At 71.4% G+C, this 16,595-nt stretch carries 16 protein-coding genes; 7 read left to right on the forward strand and 9 right to left on the reverse strand.

Going from position 1 to position 16,595, the window contains the following annotated elements:
• Position 1 precedes the first annotated feature (1 nt).
• On the forward strand, positions 2-784 hold the full coding sequence (locus KV100_RS01420; protein ID WP_220341125.1) for an SDR family oxidoreductase: 783 nt from the start codon (positions 2-4) through the stop codon (positions 782-784).
• 12 nt (positions 785-796) lie between these two features.
• Here KV100_RS01420 and KV100_RS01425 read toward each other — a convergent pair whose 3' ends face one another.
• The 3 genes from KV100_RS01425 to fabG are packed head-to-tail and all read right to left on the reverse strand — an operon-like array spanning position 797 to position 3,810.
• Entirely contained in the window at positions 797-2,005 is a 1,209-nt protein-coding gene (locus KV100_RS01425) for an acyl-CoA dehydrogenase family protein (RefSeq protein ID WP_220341126.1), read from the reverse strand.
• Positions 2,006-2,024: 19 nt separating this feature from the next.
• Positions 2,025-3,053: a phosphotransferase family protein gene (locus tag KV100_RS01430; RefSeq protein WP_220341127.1), complete on the reverse strand. Its 1,029-nt coding sequence runs from the start codon at positions 3,051-3,053 to the stop codon at positions 2,025-2,027.
• Between the two features lies 1 nt (position 3,054).
• Positions 3,055-3,810 carry a 3-oxoacyl-ACP reductase FabG gene (fabG, locus tag KV100_RS01435; RefSeq protein ID WP_301022839.1) on the reverse strand — a complete coding sequence of 252 codons (756 nt, stop codon included), beginning with the start codon at positions 3,808-3,810 and terminating at the stop codon, positions 3,055-3,057.
• 167 nt (positions 3,811-3,977) lie between these two features.
• On the opposite strand from fabG, the gene KV100_RS19980 reads away from it, so the two are divergent.
• Positions 3,978-4,715 carry an acyl-CoA thioesterase gene (locus KV100_RS19980; RefSeq protein WP_220341129.1) on the forward strand — a complete coding sequence of 246 codons (738 nt, stop codon included), beginning with the start codon at positions 3,978-3,980 and terminating at the stop codon, positions 4,713-4,715.
• A gap of 22 nt (positions 4,716-4,737) precedes the next feature.
• A complete protein-coding gene (locus KV100_RS01445; RefSeq protein ID WP_220341130.1) occupies positions 4,738-5,160 on the forward strand; it encodes a globin in 423 nt (140 codons plus the stop codon).
• Here KV100_RS01445 and KV100_RS01450 read toward each other — a convergent pair whose 3' ends face one another.
• Complete coding sequence (locus KV100_RS01450; protein ID WP_220341131.1) at positions 5,161-6,195, reverse strand: mechanosensitive ion channel family protein; 1,035 nt, start codon at positions 6,193-6,195, stop codon at positions 5,161-5,163.
• Between the two features lie 10 nt (positions 6,196-6,205).
• A complete protein-coding gene (locus KV100_RS01455) occupies positions 6,206-7,621 on the reverse strand; it encodes an amidase (RefSeq protein WP_220341132.1) in 1,416 nt (471 codons plus the stop codon).
• Between the two features lie 44 nt (positions 7,622-7,665).
• Here KV100_RS01455 and KV100_RS01460 point away from each other — a divergent pair, with 44 nt between their 5' ends.
• Genes KV100_RS01460 through KV100_RS01475 form a run of 4 tightly spaced genes read left to right on the forward strand, consistent with a single transcriptional unit; the run spans position 7,666 to position 10,711 of the window.
• Positions 7,666-7,980, forward strand: a complete 315-nt coding sequence (locus KV100_RS01460; RefSeq protein WP_220341133.1) for a hypothetical protein — start codon at positions 7,666-7,668, stop codon at positions 7,978-7,980.
• A 37-nt stretch (positions 7,981-8,017) separates the two neighbouring features.
• The gene (locus KV100_RS01465) at positions 8,018-8,935 is read left to right on the forward strand and encodes a tetratricopeptide repeat protein (protein WP_220341134.1); all 918 of its coding nucleotides are present in this window, start codon (positions 8,018-8,020) and stop codon (positions 8,933-8,935) included.
• A 46-nt stretch (positions 8,936-8,981) separates the two neighbouring features.
• Positions 8,982-9,710, forward strand: a complete 729-nt coding sequence (locus KV100_RS01470) for a hypothetical protein (RefSeq protein ID WP_220341135.1) — start codon at positions 8,982-8,984, stop codon at positions 9,708-9,710.
• Positions 9,707-10,711: a hypothetical protein gene (locus KV100_RS01475; protein WP_220341136.1), complete on the forward strand. Its 1,005-nt coding sequence runs from the start codon at positions 9,707-9,709 to the stop codon at positions 10,709-10,711. The genes KV100_RS01470 and KV100_RS01475 overlap by 4 nt, the downstream gene beginning before the upstream one ends.
• Before the next feature lie 8 nt (positions 10,712-10,719).
• On the opposite strand, the gene KV100_RS01480 is transcribed toward KV100_RS01475, so the two are convergent.
• The 4 genes from KV100_RS01480 to treS are packed head-to-tail and all read right to left on the reverse strand — an operon-like array spanning position 10,720 to position 16,558.
• Positions 10,720-11,556 carry an NUDIX hydrolase gene (locus tag KV100_RS01480; protein ID WP_220341137.1) on the reverse strand — a complete coding sequence of 279 codons (837 nt, stop codon included), beginning with the start codon at positions 11,554-11,556 and terminating at the stop codon, positions 10,720-10,722.
• Positions 11,549-13,354 (reverse strand): 1,4-alpha-glucan branching protein GlgB, encoded by a 1,806-nt coding sequence (gene glgB / locus KV100_RS01485; protein WP_255565888.1) that lies wholly within the window; start codon positions 13,352-13,354, stop codon positions 11,549-11,551. Before glgB ends, KV100_RS01480 begins: the two co-directional genes overlap by 8 nt.
• A gap of 13 nt (positions 13,355-13,367) precedes the next feature.
• Positions 13,368-14,843 carry an aminoglycoside phosphotransferase gene (locus KV100_RS19265; RefSeq protein ID WP_255565889.1) on the reverse strand — a complete coding sequence of 492 codons (1,476 nt, stop codon included), beginning with the start codon at positions 14,841-14,843 and terminating at the stop codon, positions 13,368-13,370.
• Positions 14,843-16,558 (reverse strand): maltose alpha-D-glucosyltransferase, encoded by a 1,716-nt coding sequence (gene treS / locus KV100_RS01490; protein WP_220341139.1) that lies wholly within the window; start codon positions 16,556-16,558, stop codon positions 14,843-14,845. The genes KV100_RS19265 and treS overlap by 1 nt, the downstream gene beginning before the upstream one ends.
• Positions 16,559-16,595 lie beyond the last annotated feature (37 nt).

Below are 16,595 nucleotides of genomic sequence, written 5' to 3' on the forward strand. Positions count from 1 at the left end.
CGTGCTTCCCGATCGCGCGGGTGTCGTCGTCACCGGCGGCGGCAACGGGATCGGACGGGCGATCGCGCACCGGCTCGTCGCAGCCGGTGCGCGGATCGTCGTCAACGACCTCGATGGCGACGCTGCCGCACGGGTCGCGGAGGAGGTCGGAGGGCTGGCGGTCGCCGGTGACGCGGCCTCGGCCGACGGCGTCCAGGCCCTCGTCGACGCTGCACGCGACCACCTCGGGTCGATCGACGTCTTCTTCGCCAACGCCGGGATCGCCCGCGGCGACGCCGCGACGGCGACCGACGCCGACTTCGAGACGTCGTGGCAGGTCAACGTCATGGCGCACGTCCGCGCCGCGCGGGCGCTGCTGCCGGAGTGGCTGGAGCGGGGGGAGGGGCGGTTCGTCGCGACCGCCTCGGCCGCCGGCCTGCTGACGATGCTGGGCTCTGCCCCGTACACGCTGAGCAAGCACGCTGCCGTGGCGCACGCCGAGTGGTTGTCGGCGACCTACCGGCACCGGGGTGTCGTCGTGCAGGCGCTGTGCCCGCAGGGAGTGCGTACGGCGATGCTCGACGACTCCGGGCCGGCGGGGGACGTCACCCTCACCGAGACCGCGATCACGCCGGAGCGCGTGGCGGCGACGGTCTTCGACGCGCTCGAGGACGACCGGTTCCTGATCCTGCCCCATCCCGAGGTCGCCGACTACGTGCGGGCGAAGGCAGCCGACCCCGACCGCTGGCTGGGTGGCATGAACCGGCTCCAGCAGCGGGTCGAGGAGCTGCGCGCCGACTTCTGAGCCGGCGCCGCGTCAGGCGTGCCGACGGAGCTCGGCCTTGGCGAGGGCGTTCTTGTGCACCTCGTCCGGGCCGTCGGCGAACCGGAGCGTACGGATGCCGGCGATCGCGGCGGCCAGCGGGAAGTCCTGCGAGAGCCCGGCGGCCCCGTGCGTCTGGATCGCCTTGTCGAGGATCCACTCCACCGTGCGGGGCGTGGCGATCTTGATCGCCTGGATCTCGGCGTGCGCGCTCTGGTTGCCGACGGTGTCCATGAGCCAGGCCGTCTTGAGCGTCAGCAGGCGCAGCTGCTCGACCTTGACCCGCGACTCGGCGATCCAGTCGCGGACCACGCCCTGCTCGGACAGCGGCCGACCGAAGGCCACCCGGCTGCTGGCGCGTCGGCACATGGCCTCGATCGCGCGCTCGGCGATCCCGATCGCCCGCATGCAGTGGTGGATCCGGCCGGGCCCGAGACGGGCCTGGGCGATCGCAAATCCGTCGCCCTCGCCCGCGATCAGGTTCGACGCGGGCACGCGCACGTCGGTGAACACGATCTCCGCGTGACCTCCGTGGTCACGGTCGTCGTAGCCGAGGACGTGCATCCCGCGGACGATCTCGACGCCGGGAGTGTCGCGCGGGACCAGGATCATCGACTGCTGGCGGTGCCGTCCGGCGGTCGGGTCGGTCTTGCCCATCACGATGAAGATCGCGGCGTTGGGGTTCATCGCGCCGGTGATCCACCACTTGCGCCCATTGATCACGTAGTCGTCGCCGTCGCGCACGATCGACGTCGCGATGTTGGTCGCGTCGGAGGAGGCGACATCGGGCTCGGTCATCGCGAACGCGGACCGGATCTCACCGGCGAGCAGCGGCTCCAACCAGTCGCGCTTCTGCTCCTCGGTGCCGAAGGCGTGGAGCACCTCCATGTTGCCGGTGTCAGGCGCGGCGCAGTTGAGGGCGACAGGCGCGATGGCGGAGCTGCGGCCGGTGATCTCGGCGAGGGGAGCGTACTGGAGGTTGGTGAGCCCGGCGCCGCCGTCCCCGGGAAGGAAGAGGTTCCACAGGCCCTGCTTGCGCGCCTCCGCCTTCAGGTCCTCGATCATCGGTGGCGGGCCCCAGTGGTCGGGGTGGGCGTCGACCGCCGCGTGGAACTCCTTCTCGGCCGGATAGACGTGCTCGTCCATGAAGCCCAGCAGCCGCTCGCGCAGCTCGATCGTCGTGGAGTCGTACCCGAAGTCCATGGTGCTCCTTGCTCGGGGGTCAGGTGCGGGCCGAGGCGAGGCCGGCGGCGATCAGCGGCTCGGTCGCCGCGCCCATGCGGCTGAAGCCGTCGCCGACCGTCTGGCCCTGGGTGTAGCGGTAGTGGATGCCCTCGGTGATGACCGCGAGCTTGAAGTAGCCGAGCGCCAGGTGGAAGCCCATCGTCGAGACGTCGCGTCCGCTCCGGGAGGAGTAGCGCTCGAGCACCTCGTCGACCGTCGGGTAGCCCGGCGCTGCCGTCGCGTCGGCCACCGCGTTGTTGCGGGTCGACCGGCCCATCTCCTGGTAGACGATCGTGAGGGCGATGTCGGAGAGCGGGTCGCCGAGCGTGGCCATCTCCCAGTCGAGCACCGCGGTGATCGCGTCCTTGCCGTCGGGGGAGGTGTCGACGAGGACGTTGTCGAGACGGTAGTCGCCGTGCACGATCGTCGCGTCGGAGTGGGTCGGCACGTGCGTGCCCAAGAAGTCACGTAGCTCCTCGTACCCGGCGAGGTCCCGGCTCTTCGATGCCTCCGCCTGCTTGGTCCACCGGCGCACCTGGCGCTCGAGGTAGCCCTGCGGCCGCCCGAACTCCTCGAGGCCCACGGAGGCCGGGTGGACGGCGTGGAGGTCGGCGAGCGTGTCGATCAACAGGCCGGCGATGTCGGCGGTGCGCTCGGGCCCCAGCTCCTCGAGCTCTCCGGCACGCCGCAGAGCACGGCCCTCGGCCTTGCTCATCACGTAGAACGGCGAGCCGATGACGTCGGTGTCCTCGCACAGGACGTACGCGTGGGGGACCGGGACGTTCGTCGAGCCGAGCGCGTTGATGACGGTGAACTCACGCCGCATGTCGTGCGCGGTGGCGAGCACGTGCCCCAGCGGCGGGCGACGCACGACCACGTGGGTCTCGCCGTCGGTCACGTCGTACGTCAGGTTGGAGCGCCCGCCCGGGATGACGGATCCGGTGAGCGGACCTCCGACCAGGCCGGGCACCGAGTCCTCGAGGTAGGTGCCCAGCCGGTCCAGGTCCAGGCCTGGGAGGTCGGTCATGTCAGTCCTTCGGTCCGCCGGCGACGTAGATGACCTGGCCGGAGACGAAGCCGGACTCCTCGCTGGTGAGGAACGACGCCGTCGCGGCGATGTCCTCGGGCTGACCGACGCGCGCCACCGGGATCTGCTGGGCGCTGAACTTCTTGAAGTCCTCGTAGTCGACGCCCACGCGCGCGGCGGTCGCCGCGGTCATCTCGGTCTCGATGAACCCGGGTGCGATCGCGTTGGCGGTGATGCCGAACTTGCCGAGCTCGATCGCGAGGGTCTTGGTGAAGCCCTGGAGACCGGCCTTGGCCGCGGAGTAGTTGGCCTGGCCGCGGTTGCCGAGCGCCGAGGTCGACGAGAGGTTGACGATGCGGCCGAACTTCGCGTCCACCATGTGCTTCTGGGCGCCTCGGGACATGAGGAACGCGCCGCGCAGGTGGACGTTCATGACCGCGTCCCACTCGGCGACGCTCATCTTGAAGAGCATGTTGTCGCGGATGATGCCCGCGTTGTTGACCAGGATCGTGGGAGCCCCGAGCTCGGCCTCGACGCGTGCGTAGGCGGCCGTGACCGCCTCCTCGTCCGAGACGTCGGCGCCGACGGCGATCGCCTTGCCGCCCGCGGTGGTGATCGCGTCGACGGTGCCCGCGCACGCGTCCTCGTCGAGGTCGATGACGGCGACGGCGTGTCCGTCCGACGACAGCCGCCTGGCGACGGCGGCGCCGATCCCGCGTGCGGCGCCGGTGACGATGGCGGTGCGCTGCTGGCTCACAACTTCTCCTCGTGGCTTCGGGTGAGTGCTCGTGGTACCGCTAAGCGGTCGCTTAGCAAGGTACCGCATGGCAGTGGGGCGAAACACAGGGTCACATCACGGTTCGCCCCAGACCTGGGGGCCGAGTCTGCCACGATCGTCGGGTGCACCACGTCTACTCGTGTCCGATGCGTTGGGCCGACATGGATTCCCAAGGTCACGTCAACAACGTCACCTACGCCGACTACTTCCGCGAGGCCCGGCTGGCGGCCGGGGAGGGGGCGCGGCTCGTCCGCCTCGAGCTGGAGTACCGCGCACCGCTGGTCTTCCGTCCCGAGCCGGTCCTGGTCGAGTCGAGCGTCTTCGGGTCGAGGACCCGGGGTGACACCGTCCTGGAGCAGCAGATCATCGACCTGCGGGAGGACGGCGGCCGCACGGTCTACGCCCGGGGCCGGAGCGTGCTCGTCCGTACGCGGGGACGACTGCCCGCGGTCGCACCGTCGTCGGGGCCCGCCACGGACGTCCCCGTGCTCGTGCGGGCCCGCGACCTCGGTCCCGACGGAGCGGTAGACGAGGCAGCCACCCTCGAGCTCTTCCAAGAGGGTCGTGTCGCCTTCGTCTCGTCGATCGGTGCCCGCGATCCCGAGCTCCCCTGGGTCATCGGGCGCAGCGAGCTGACCTACCTGCGCCCGATCGTGCACCGCGAGCGCCCGTACGCCGTGCGCACCGCCGTCACCCGCGTCGGCCGGTCGTCCTTCGAGATCCGTGCCGAGATGGTCGACGACGAGCCGGCCGAGGTCGACGGTCCGGTGGTCCTCGTGACCTCGCGCGCGGTCATCGTCGGGTTCGACCCTGGGGAGCAGCGGTCGCGGTCGCTGACCGAGCACGAGAGGTCCCATCTCCTACCGCACCTCGCCCGGGCTTGAGGCGACCGGTGACAATGGTGGCGTGAGCCAGAACCAGGCGGAGCAGCAGCAGACCTTCTACGACGCGATCGGCGGGTACGAGACGATCGCGTCGATCGTCGCTGCCTTCTACGAGGGTGTCGCCGACGACCCGGTCCTCCGTCCGATGTACCCGGAGGAGGACCTCGGCCCCGCGCAGGAGCGTTTCACGGACTTCCTCGTCCAGTACTGGGGCGGCCCGACGACCTACTCCGAGCGCCGGGGTCACCCGCGCCTGCGGATGCGCCACGCTCCCTTCGCCGTGACACCGACCGCCGCCGAGCACTGGCTGCGCCACTTCCGGGCGGCCCTCGACCGCGTCGGTCTGTCGCCCGAGCACGACCGTGAGTTCTGGGCGTACGTCACCCATGCCGCGCAGTTCATGATCAACGCGCCGCAGGACCTCGGACCGGCACAGCCGCGCTGATCAGCCCGCGTCGCTCGCCTGGTCCGAGTCCTGCTGCCCGTCCTGGTCCCGGTCTGAGTCCCGGTCCTGCGTGGGCAGGGGAGGGGCCCCGTACGCCGCTGCGTGCGCGTACGGGATCTCGATCCCGAGCGAGTCGAACCGCTCCTTGATCAGCTCGCGCATCTCGCGCGCGACCTCCCACTGCTTCATCGGGGCGGTCTTGAGGACGACGCGGACGACGACACCCTCGGGCGTCCACCGCTCGACCCCCCAGACCTCGGGCTCCTCGAGGACGGCGCCGCTCCAGGCCGGGTCCTGCCACAGCGCGAGCGCGACCTCGTGCAGGGTCGCGCGGACCTCGCCCAGGTCGACGTCGTAGCCGACCGGCACGTCGAGGACCGTGCGGGCCCAGTTCTGGCTCTGGTTGCCGACGCGCAGGATCTCGCCGTTGCGGACGTACCAGACCGTCCCGTTGACGTCGCGCAACCGCGTGACGCGCATGCTGACCGCCTCGACCGTGCCGGTCGCGTCGCCGAGGTCGACGACGTCGCCCACGCCGTACTGGTCCTCCAGGATCATGAAGATGCCGGAGATGAAGTCCTTGACGAGGCTCTGGGCGCCGAAGCCGAGCGCCACGCCCAGGATCCCCGCGGACGCCAGCAGCGGCCCGATGTTGTAGCCCATCGTCGCGATCACCATGAAGGCGACGACGGTGAAGATCACGATGGTCGAGATGTTCTTGAGCAGCGAGCCCATGCTCCGGGCACGCTGCTCGCGCCGCTCGTGCAGGATGGGGGTGATCGCCTCGGCGGCCCGCGCACCCGGGACGGTGCCGGCCGCGGCGGTCCGGGTGATGCGGTCGATCAGGCGGTTCACGAGCCACCGGGCCGCGACCCCCGCGAGCACGAGGACGAGGATCGCCAGCGGCTTGGCCAGCAGCAGGTCGGAGAGCTCGGCAAGGGTGTCGTTGTCGGTCCACCGGTGGACGAGCCGGCAGATGGTGTTGTCCGAGTCCGCCCAGCACGGGTTCTCGGTGGCGTCGGCGGTCACGAGCATGCCCTCGACGTTAGCGGTCGGTCATCACCGTGCGCGGACGCCTCCAGGGGTTGCCCCGGCTCGAGCACTCGTGCTCGACCTGGGCCGCGAGGCTCAGCAGGAGCGGCTCGGCGCCCGGCTTCCCGGCGATCATCGTGCCGATCGGGAGACCCGTCCGACTCCACCCGGTGGGCAGCGAGAGGGCCGGGGCGCCGGCGATGTTCCAGACCGACGTGTAGGGAGTGAAGCCCTTCTGCGCCTCGAAGTCGGCAACGGGATCGGCGTCGTCGCGCAACGAGCCGACGAGGGCAGGCAGCTGGCCGAGCGTGGGGGTGAGGACGACGTCATAGCCGGCGTAGGCCTCGAGGGTGCGCTGCTCGGCCTGGCGCATCGCGAGCAGCGCGGCGGCGTACTCGACGCCGGTGGCGGCGCGGCCGCGGTCCCGCTCCCAGCGGGTGAGGGGTCGCAGCAGCCCCTCGCGCTCGGGGGGCACGTCGACCGAGGCGGCGCCGACGAACCAGGCGGTCTCGAACGCGGCGACCGTGTCCGGCCCGAACGGAGGGGCGACGTCGACCACGTCGTGCCCGAGGCGCTCGAGGAGGCGGCTGGTCTCCTCGTACGCGGCGACCACCTCGGGGTCGGGAGGCAGCTCGCTGATCACCGGGTCGCAGAAGCGTGCCACCCGCAGCCGGCCGGGTGCCCGGCCGCAGGCGTCGAGCATGCGGCTCCCGGTGAGCGCGACGACGTCGAGCATCGCCGCGGCGTCACCGACGGTGAGAGCGAGGGTGCCGGGCACGGAGAGGCCGGCGACGTCGATCTCCTCGGGCGTCCCGGCGACCAGCCCTCGGCTCACCTTGATGCCGACCAGTCCGCACGAGGATGCGGGGATGCGGACCGAACCGCCTCCGTCGGAGCCGACGGCCACGGGGACGAGGCCTGCCGCCACCGCTGCCGCGGCGCCGCCCGACGAACCACCGGCGCCACGGCTCAGGTCGTACGGGGTGCGGGACGGCGGTGCCACGTCCGGCTCGGTGTAGCAGGGGAGCCCGAGCTCGGGCGTGCTCGTCTTGCCGAGGCTGATCATCCCGGCCGACGCGACCCGTACGGCGATGGAGCCGTCGGTCTCCGGCACCAGGTCTGCGAAGGCGGCAGAGCCGTACGTCGTACGGACACCCGCGGTCGGCGTGAGGTCCTTCAGCGCCGTCGGCACCCCGAACATCGGCGGGAGGGCGTCGGCTCCGGACCCGCGCAGCGCGTCGCGGGCCGACAGCGCGGCGGCGCGTGCCTCGTCGGCGGTGACGGTCACGAAGGCACCGACCTCCGCGTCCAGAACGCCGATCCGCTCCAGCAGCCTGTCGACCACTGCGACGGGATCGGTCTGGTCGCTGCGGTAGGCGGCGGCCAGCGCGAGGGCGGAGGCGGGAGGTGTGCCGAGCTGAGCGGGCATACCGCCGAGCCTAGACGCGGTCCCCCCTCGGCTAGAATGTCGCCATGCTGAGCCGGAGCCGTACCGCTGTCCGTTCTGCCGTCGCCGGTGCGCTGGTCGCGTCGCCGCTGCTTGCGGTCGCTGCTGCCGCACCCGCCGCCGCCGACGTCCCGGTCGGCTGGGAGGACCCCCAGTCGCTGACGACCCTCCAACTGATCCTCATCTTCGCCGGGATCCCGCTGGGGATCGCGCTGGTCCTGACCGTCTTCGGCTACCTCCTGGCACGCCGGACGACGCCGAGCTACCTCCCGTACGTCGTGGCGCCGGGCAAGGCGGTCACCTCGTCGTCCGAGCGCAAGACGCTCGAGTCCCACCGCTGACCGTCCGTCCTACCCGAGCCTTCGAGGAGACCCGCCCGTGAGCTTCTCCCGTCCTGGTGCGATCGATCTGTCCGCCCTCAAGAACGCTGCTCCCGGTGCTCCGGCCGGCGCTCCACGCGGCCCCGCACCCGCGGGTGCCTCGTGGGTGCTCGACGTCACCGAGCAGAACTTCCAGGACGTTCTCCAGAGCTCCCTCGACCATGTGGTCGTGCTGGCGCTCTGGTCGTCCCGTGCCCCGCAGGGTGACGACTTCAACCGGGTGCTCGCCACCGTCGCCAACTCCTACGGCGGTCGGCTCCTTCTGGCGCGGGTGGACGTCGACACCAGCCCGCAGATCGCGCAGATGCTCGGTGCACAGGGCGTTCCGTTCGTCGTCGGTGTCGTCAAGGGTCAGCCGGTCCCGCTGTTCCAGGGGACGGCTGACGAGGCGCAGGTCCGTCAGTACCTCGACGAGCTGCTCCGCGTCGCCCAGGCCAACGGCGTCACCGGGTCCGCCCCGCCGGTCGGCGGCGTGGCCGAGGTTGCCGAGGAGGAGCCCGCAGACGACCCGCGTTTCGCCGTGGCCGACGACGCCTTCGCGGAGGGCGACTACGCCACCGCGATCAGCGAGTACGAGAAGCTGCTCGCCGCCAACCCTGCCGACACCGAGGCAGCCGAGCGGCTCGCCGGTGCGCGACTTCTCGACCGCACCGCCGACGCCGACCTGACGGCGGCGCGCGAGGCGGCCGCCCAGAACCCCGACGACCTGGACGCGCAGATGCTCGTCGCCGACCTCGACCTCTCGGGCGGCCACGTCGACGACGCGTTCGGTCGCCTGATCGACCTCGTGCGACGCACGGCCGGTGACGAGCGCGAGCGGGTCCGCGGGCGGCTCGTCGAGATGTTCACGATCGTCGGCTCGGACGACCCCCGGGTCGCCCAGGCGCGCCGCAAGCTCGCCTCCGCCCTGTTCTGAGCGCGGGCCCCGGCGTCCGCTGTGGCGGCCCCTGCATACTGGCTCCATGCGACGGGTGGCGGGGGCCGGGCTGCTGACGCTCGGGATCCTGCTGGCGATCCTGGGCGCTGTGGTCGCGTTCGCTGTCGGCCCGGACGACCGCATGACGACCGGGACGCGCACGCTCGACACCGACTCGCGTGCGGTCGCGACCAGCCCGTCGGTGCTCGCCCGCCACGGCCCTCAGGTCAGCGTTCTCGTCGAGGTTCCGGACGATAAGCCGGTGTTCGTCGGACTGGCACACTCCCTCGACGTCGCCGACTACCTCTCGTCGACCTCGCACCTGGAGCTGACGCGCTACCGCGTCCCGTGGTCGGTGCGCACCCGGGCCGTCGAGGGTGAGCCGCAGCTTCCCGCGGCACCGACCGCGCTCGACTGGTGGCTCGAGCAGGCCTCCGGCGTCGGCGGTGCCGAGCTCCGCTTCCGGCTGCCCGACGAGACCGTCTCGCTGGCTGTGCTGGCCGTCGGCGACTCCGACCTCGCGGGCCTGCGCCTGACCGGTGCGTACGAGGTGCCGGGTGCCTTCGGGGTGGCGGTGGGGACGACGCTCGCCGGTCTCGGAGCCGTGGTCCTGGGTCTCGTCGCCCTCGGTGCCGTCGCGGGCGTACGCCGTCCGCCGCCGCCTGCCGATGCACCCGGGTTCGCCGACGACGAGTGGGACGCTCCCTGGCTGGAGACCGATCCCGCCGACGCCGACACGTGGGACGACTTCCTCACCGAGAAGGCAACCGCATGATCAGCGGCCGCCGTCCGGGCGCGGTGCTCGCTGCAGGACTCCTCGTCGGGGCGCTGGTCAGCGGGTGCGGCATCGTGCCACTCGAGAAGACCAGCACCGAGGTCTCGAAGATCGCGGCCGACCACGACGAGGTCGACCGTACCTACCGCAACTACGAGAAGGCCCGAGCCGCCGCCTTCGGCGCGCTGGATCCCGACATCCTGGCGCTCGTCGAGACCGGGCCGGTGCTCGCGGTCGACGGACGTGCGATCGACGTGGCGAAGCGAGTGCACGGCAGCGCGTCGACCGGGGCAGCGGTGGCGCCGGCGGAGATCGAGGACGTCTACACGCCGCGCCTGGACGCCTACCCTCTGTGGTTCGTCGTGACCGCGCGCGACGCGGCACGCGGCATGCGGAGGATCCAGGTCTTCGAACGCGCGTCATCCACCGAGCAGTGGGAGCTCACCGCCTCCCCCGAGGCGCTCCTCAGCACGGTCCTCCCCGTGCCGAGGACGGTCGACGGGGTGCTCGAGACGGTCCCCGCCGACGACGGCGACGGTCTGGTCTCGAGCCCGGCGGCCGCGATGCAGGCGTACGCGGCGGTCCTGGGCGACCCGAGCTCGCCGCGCGCCGACCAGGTCACCGCGGACTCGTTCGTCACCCAGATGCGCGCCCAGGCTGCCGGGCTCGCCAAGCCCGGCACGACCTTCCGCCGGACCTGGTCGTCGCAGCCGGTCACGCACACCATGCGGACGCAGGACGGCGGTGCGCTGGTCTTCGGGACGCTGATGCGCCAGGACGGCTGGGTCCTGGCACCCGGCGCGACGGTCACCTGGCCGGAGGCGTCGGAGCACAAGGCCTACCTCGGGAGCCCGATGACGGGATCCGGCGTGCTGCGCTACTACCACCAGGTGCTCATGTACGTCCCGCCGCAGGGCGGGGTCGGTCTGCCCCGCGTCCTCGGGCAGTACGGGGGAGTGGTCGACGTCGAGGAGACCGGCCCGGTGGAGGCGAGCCCCTGACTTCCAGGTCAGCGCTCGGGCGAGGGCCGGAAGACGTGGCCCGCCTCGCGGTAGGTGCCGTCCGGGTCGGCGTCGAGGTTGTCGAGCAGGTCGATCGTCGCTGCCGCGGCGCGCTCTCGCAGGAGGTCGCGGTCGCACCAGTGGACCGCGGCGATCTCGGTCGGCTGAAGCGTGAGCGGGGCGTCGGGGTCCCACGCCTCGACGTCGAACACGAACAGCACCGCGTCGTCCCAGGCGCTCCACGGCGGCAGCCAGTTGACGGTGCGCAGCCCGCGGATCCGTGCCTCGACACCGAGCTCCTCGCGGAGCTCCCGCACGACCGCGTCGGCGGGTGACTCACCGGGGTCGACGACCCCGCCGGGCAGGTCCCACTCGCGCTTGTAGGTCAGCTCGCACAGCAGCACCCGGCCGTCGGGGTCGCACACGAGCGCCTGCGCGATCGCGCGCTTCTTGGGCAGCGCCGCGTTGAGCATCGCGACGAAGCCCTCGCGGCTCTGCGGCTGGGGGTCGTCGGCGAGCCGCGACAACAGCTCCTGGTCGGGCCTGTCGACGTGGCGGATCAGTCCGTCGCGTCGCATGCCCGCACGCGCCGCGGCCCGGCGGTCGGGCACGGCGTCCTCGTCGGTCAGTGTCTGGACCCGGGTGACGCCCAGCTCGTCGAACGCATGGGTGATCGCGAGGTTGACCGCCTGGGAGCGCAGGGGTTCCTCCGTGGGCCCGAGGTCCCACCGCAGGGACGCCGTACGCGCGTCGTCCAGACGCAGCGAGACGGTGCCGAGCGCACGGCCGTCGTCCAGGACCTCGAACGTCTCCGCGTCGACCGGCCGCAGCGTGAGGTCAGCCATCGGCGGGCTCCAGCCAGGTCACCGAGAGGGCAGGCAGACGGAGCTCGACCGAGTGAGGCTGGTCGTGCCACGCGACCTCGTCGGCCACGATCTCGGGACCGGGGGTGTCGCCCGTGCCGCCGTACGCCGCGTCGTCGGTGCAGAGCGCGACCCGCCACGCGCCCGCCAGGGGCAGCCCGACGCGGTAGGTCGGCCAGGTGCGGCCGGACAGGTTCGCCACGCACACGAGCGTACGACCGCCGCCGCGCCGCACGAAGGCGTAGACGTTGCCGGCGGCGTCGTCGGCCTCCAGCCACCGGAACCCGTCCGGGTCGTGGTCCTTGGCCCACAGCGCCGGGTTCGCGCCGTAGACCGCGTTGAGATCGGTGACGAGCCGCTGCACGCCGGCGTGCCCGGGATCGTCGAGCAGCGACCAGTCGAGCGAGCGTTCGTCGGACCACTCGGAGAGCTGGGCGATCTCCCCGCCCATGAAGAGCAGCTGCTTGCCCGGGTGGGACCACTGGTAGGCCAGCAACGAGCGCAGGTTGGCGAGCTGCTGCTCCCGGTCGCCCGCCATCTTGCCCAGCAGCGAGCCCTTGCCGTGCACGACCTCGTCGTGCGAGAAGGGAAGCACGAAGTTCTCGGCGTCGTGGTACATCATCGCGAACGTCAGCCGGTTGTGCTCCCCGCTGCGGTGCACGGGATCGACGGCGAAGTAGTCGAGTGTGTCGTGCATCCACCCGAGATTCCACTTGAACCCGAAGCCGAGACCGCCGTGGGTCACGTCGCGCGTCACGCCGTCGTAGGCCGTCGACTCCTCCGCGATCATCGCGATCGCGCCGAAGCGGTCATAGCACGACGCGTTGAGCTCCTGGAAGAACGTCACCGCGTCGAGGTCGATGTTGCCGCCGTGCGCGTTCGGCACCCAGCCGCCCGGTCCGCGCGAGTAGTCGAGATAGAGCATCGACGCGACGGCGTCGACCCGCAGGCCGTCGACGTGGAACTCCTCGAACCACCAGAAGGCGTTGGCGAGAAGGAACTCCCGCACCTCCTCCTTGCCCAGGTCGAAGACGTACGTCCCCCAGTCGGGGTGCTCGCCGCGGAGCGGGTCCGCGTGCTCGTAGAGGGGGGTGCCGTCGAAGCGCGCGAGCGCCCACTCGTCGCGCGGGAAGTGGGCCGGGACCCAGTCGAGGATCACGCCGATGCCCGCGGCGTGGAAGGCGTCGACGAGCGCCCGGAAGTCGTCGGGGTCGCCCCATCGCGAGGTCGGCGCGTAGTAGCCGGTCACCTGGTAGCCCCATGAACCGCCGTACGGGTGCTCCATCACCGGCATCAGCTCGACGTGGGAGAAACCGCGTTCTGCGACGTAGGGGACGAGGGTCTCGGCCAGCTCGCGATAGCCGAGACCGGTGCGCCACGAGCCGAGGTGCACCTCGTAGACGCTCATCGGCTCCGCCCACGGTCGCCGATCGCGCCGTTGCTCCATCCAGTCGTCGTCGGCCCAGGTGTAGCCCGACGCGAACACGCGTGAGGCGTTGGCCGGCGGGACCTCCGTCCAGAGGGCGAGAGGATCAGCCTTCTGACGCCAGACGTCGTCGGCGCCGTGCACGGCGTACTTGTAGAGCGCGCCGGCACCGAGCCCTTCGACGCGACCCCGCCACACGCCGTCGTCGCCGCGGACCAGCGGGTGGCCGCCGCCGTCCCATCCGTTGAAGTCGCCCAGGACCTGGACGTCACGGGCGTTCGGTGCCCAGACGGCGAAGTCGACGCCGCCGCCGCGCAGGTGCGAGCCGAGGTCGTGCCACAGGTCTCGAGTCATGGTCGGAGGCCCCTCACGTCCGGTCGTCGGCGAGCAGCTGGTCCAGCGCCTGCTCGGGAACCGCGCGCCAGTCAGGTCGGTGGTCGAGCTCGTAGACGAGCTCGTAGACGGCCTTGTCGATCTCGTACGCCCGCAGCAGCGCCGCCTCGACCGGCGTCGGCCCCGTGCGTTCGGCACTCTCATCCGGCTGCCCGTGGTAGCCGTCGAGGAACGCCTGCCGGTTGCGCCGGACCCACGCGCGGGCCTGGTCCACCTCGTCCTCGCCGCGCGTGCCGGTCTGGAGGAGGTAGGAGAAGGCCGCGTAGTCGAACGACCGGACCATCCCGGCGACGTCACGCAGCCGGGAGTCGAGGGTCACTCGCTCCTCGAGCGGCGCGACCGGCTCGCCCTCGAAGTCGATCAGCTTCCACCCCGCCGTCGTGCGCAGCGTCTGGCCGAGGTGGAGGTCGCCGTGGACCCGCTGGGCGACGACCGGTCCGTCGAGCGAGCGCAGGTCGCCGTAGCGCTGCCTCGCGCCCTCGGTATAGCCCTCCACCTCGGGGCAGCGCTCGGCGAGCCGGTCGAGACGGGCGTCGAGGCGGTCGGCCAGCGCCTGCAGGTCGGCGGCCGCCCACTCGGTGGTCGGCAGGCGGTCGGCCATCAGGGTGTGCACGAACCGGACGGTCGCACCCAGACGGGCGGACTCGGCGGCGAAGTCGCCGCCGGCCTCCTCGGGCGCCAGGCCGGGCTCGGCGAGGAGGTCGCGCACGCTGGCTCGGGCGCCCTCCCACCCGTTGGTGGCCGTACGGAGGAACTTCTGCAGCATCGCCAGGTCGTACGAGGTCTCACCCTCGGCCGGTGTCGCCGAGATCCATCCCCACATGGGCGCGATCGCGTCCTCACCCGGACCAGCGAGCGCGTCGTGGATCTCGACGTCGGGGTTGCGGCCGGGGACGACCTTGCGGAAGACCTTCAGCATCGCGCGCTCGTCGACGACGACGGAGGTGTTGGACTGCTCGACCGAGAGCAGGACGGACTCCGACTCCGAGCCGATCGACGAGGTGCCGTCGTCGTCGGACGGGATCCGGGACACGTACGTCGCCGCGGACCCGGTGTCCTCGGCGAAGAACCCCTGCATGATCACCCGCCGCGCCTCCGGGTCGTGCAGCGCGTCGTAGACGAAGAGGTCGTCGACGGTCTCGCCGAGCCCGGGGGAGTAGGTGCCGATGAAGCCGTACGCATTGGCCTCGACCGGCTCGGCGCGGTAGGCGAGCGGCACGTTGTAGGTGTGCGTGCCGCCGGGGCCGCGCACGGTCACGAGCTCGAAGCGGACGCCGAGGCCGGTCGCCGGCCGGCTCAGCCAGCCCAGCGGCGCGACGCGCTCCAGCTCCCAGCCCTCGCCCTCCCCGGAGAACCAGCGGCGTCGGACGAGGTAGTCGAGCAGGTCCTTGCGCTCGGCCGTCCTCCGATCGGCCGTCCCTCGGTCACCCGTCGTACGGTCGGTGCTCATCAGACCCCCTCGGTCTCGGCCGGTCGGCCCAGGCGGAACCAGTAGAACCCGTGCCCCGCCAGCGTCAGCAGGTAGGACAGCTCGCCGATGGCCGGGAACTCCACGCCTCCGAACGTCTCGATCGGGCGGACCCCGGCGTAGGCGTGGAGGTCGAGCTCGACCGGCTGCGGGAACCGCGACAGGTTGTTGACGCAGAGCATGACGTCGCCCTCGTGCTCGCGCAGGAACGACAGCACCGACGGGTTGGAGCCGCCGATGTCACGGAACGTGCCGACGCCGAACGCCGGGTGCTGCTTGCGGATGTGGATCATGCGTCGTGTCCAGTGCAGCAGCGAGGAGGTGTTCTCGCGCTCTGCCTCGACGTTGACCGACTGGTACCCGAAGACGGGGTCCATGATCACCGGGAGCGTCAGCTTGCCGGGATTGGCGACGGAGAAGCCGGCGTTGCGGTCGGGCGTCCACTGCATCGGCGTCCGGACGCCGTCGCGGTCGCCGAGCCAGATGTTGTCGCCCATGCCGATCTCGTCGCCGTAGTAGAGCACGGGAGAGCCGGGCAGGCTCAGCAGCAGCGCCGTGAACAGCTCCATGCGGTTGGTGTCGTTGTCCAGCAGCGGGGCGAGCCGGCGGCGGATGCCGATGTTGGCCTTCATCCGCGGGTCGGTGGCGTACTCGCTCCACATGTAGTCGCGGTCCTCGTCGGTCACCATCTCGAGGGTGAGCTCGTCGTGGTTGCGCAGGAAGATGCCCCACTGGCACCCCTCGGGGATGTCGGGCGTCTGCTCCATGATCTCGCTGATCGGGTAGCGCGACTCCCGGCGCACGCCCATGAAGAGGCGCGGCATCACGGGGAAGTGGAAGCACATGTGGCACTCGTCGCCGCCGACGGCCGGGTCGCCGAAGTAGTCGACCACGTCGGAGGGCCACTGGTTGGCCTCGGCGAGCAGGACGCGGCCCGGATAGTGCTCGTCGACGTAGCGACGGACCGTGCGGAGGAAGGCGTGGGTCGGCTCGAGGTTCTCGCCGCTGGTCCCCTCCTGCTCGTACAGGTAGGGCACGGCGTCGAGCCGGAACCCGTCCACACCGAGGTCGAGCCAGAAGCGGAGGACGTCGAGCATCGCCTCGTGCACCGCCGGGTTCTCGAAGTTGAGGTCCGGCTGGTGGCTGTAGAAGCGGTGCCAGAAGTAGCGACCCCGGACAGGGTCGTACGTCCAGTTCGAGCTCTCGGTGTCGACGAAGATGATGCGGGCGTCGGAGTAGGCCTCGTCGTCCTCGCGCCACACGTAGAAGTCGCCGTACGGCCCGTCGGGATCGGTGCGCGACTCCTGGAACCACGGGTGGGCGTCGGACGTGTGGTTCATGACGACGTCGATGATGATGCGGATGCCGCGCTCGTGGGCGGCGTCGAGGAGCGTCTTGAAGTCCTCGACGGTCCCGAGCTCGGGCGACACGCTGGTGTAGTCGGCGACGTCGTAGCCGCCGTCACGCAGCGGGGAGGGGAAGAACGGCGGGAGCCACAGGCAGTCGACGCCGAGCCACTGGAGGTAGTCGAGCTTGCTGGTGATGCCGGCGAGATCGCCGATCCCGTCACCGGTCGAGTCGTGGAACGACCGGACCAGAACCTCGTAGAACACGGCACGCTTGAACCACAGCGGATCGTCGTCGCGCCGGTCGGTGGGGGAGCCCGGCACGGGCACGGGGGCGTCCATGCGCGCCATCCTCGCACGGCCTCCCACAGCCCCGAAGGTCGCGGCA

The organism is Mumia sp. zg.B21 (assembly GCF_019550855.1).
Classification (GTDB): domain Bacteria; phylum Actinomycetota; class Actinomycetes; order Propionibacteriales; family Nocardioidaceae; genus Mumia.

Coding starts and splice junctions, on each gene's coding strand:
- KV100_RS01425 (WP_220341126.1), bottom strand. CDS start 2,005: ATGGACTTCGGGTACGACTCCACGACGATCGAGCTGCGCGAGCGGCTG.
- KV100_RS01430 (WP_220341127.1), bottom strand. CDS start 3,053: ATGACCGACCTCCCAGGCCTGGACCTGGACCGGCTGGGCACCTACCTC.
- KV100_RS19980 (WP_220341129.1), top strand. CDS start 3,978: ATGCGTTGGGCCGACATGGATTCCCAAGGTCACGTCAACAACGTCACC.
- KV100_RS01450 (WP_220341131.1), bottom strand. CDS start 6,195: ATGCTCGTGACCGCCGACGCCACCGAGAACCCGTGCTGGGCGGACTCG.
- KV100_RS01455 (WP_220341132.1), bottom strand. CDS start 7,621: ATGCCCGCTCAGCTCGGCACACCTCCCGCCTCCGCCCTCGCGCTGGCC.
- KV100_RS01460 (WP_220341133.1), top strand. CDS start 7,666: ATGCTGAGCCGGAGCCGTACCGCTGTCCGTTCTGCCGTCGCCGGTGCG.
- KV100_RS01470 (WP_220341135.1), top strand. CDS start 8,982: ATGCGACGGGTGGCGGGGGCCGGGCTGCTGACGCTCGGGATCCTGCTG.
- KV100_RS01475 (WP_220341136.1), top strand. CDS start 9,707: ATGATCAGCGGCCGCCGTCCGGGCGCGGTGCTCGCTGCAGGACTCCTC.
- KV100_RS01480 (WP_220341137.1), bottom strand. CDS start 11,556: ATGGCTGACCTCACGCTGCGGCCGGTCGACGCGGAGACGTTCGAGGTC.
- glgB (WP_255565888.1), bottom strand. CDS start 13,354: ATGACTCGAGACCTGTGGCACGACCTCGGCTCGCACCTGCGCGGCGGC.
- KV100_RS19265 (WP_255565889.1), bottom strand. CDS start 14,843: ATGAGCACCGACCGTACGACGGGTGACCGAGGGACGGCCGATCGGAGG.
- treS (WP_220341139.1), bottom strand. CDS start 16,558: ATGGCGCGCATGGACGCCCCCGTGCCCGTGCCGGGCTCCCCCACCGAC.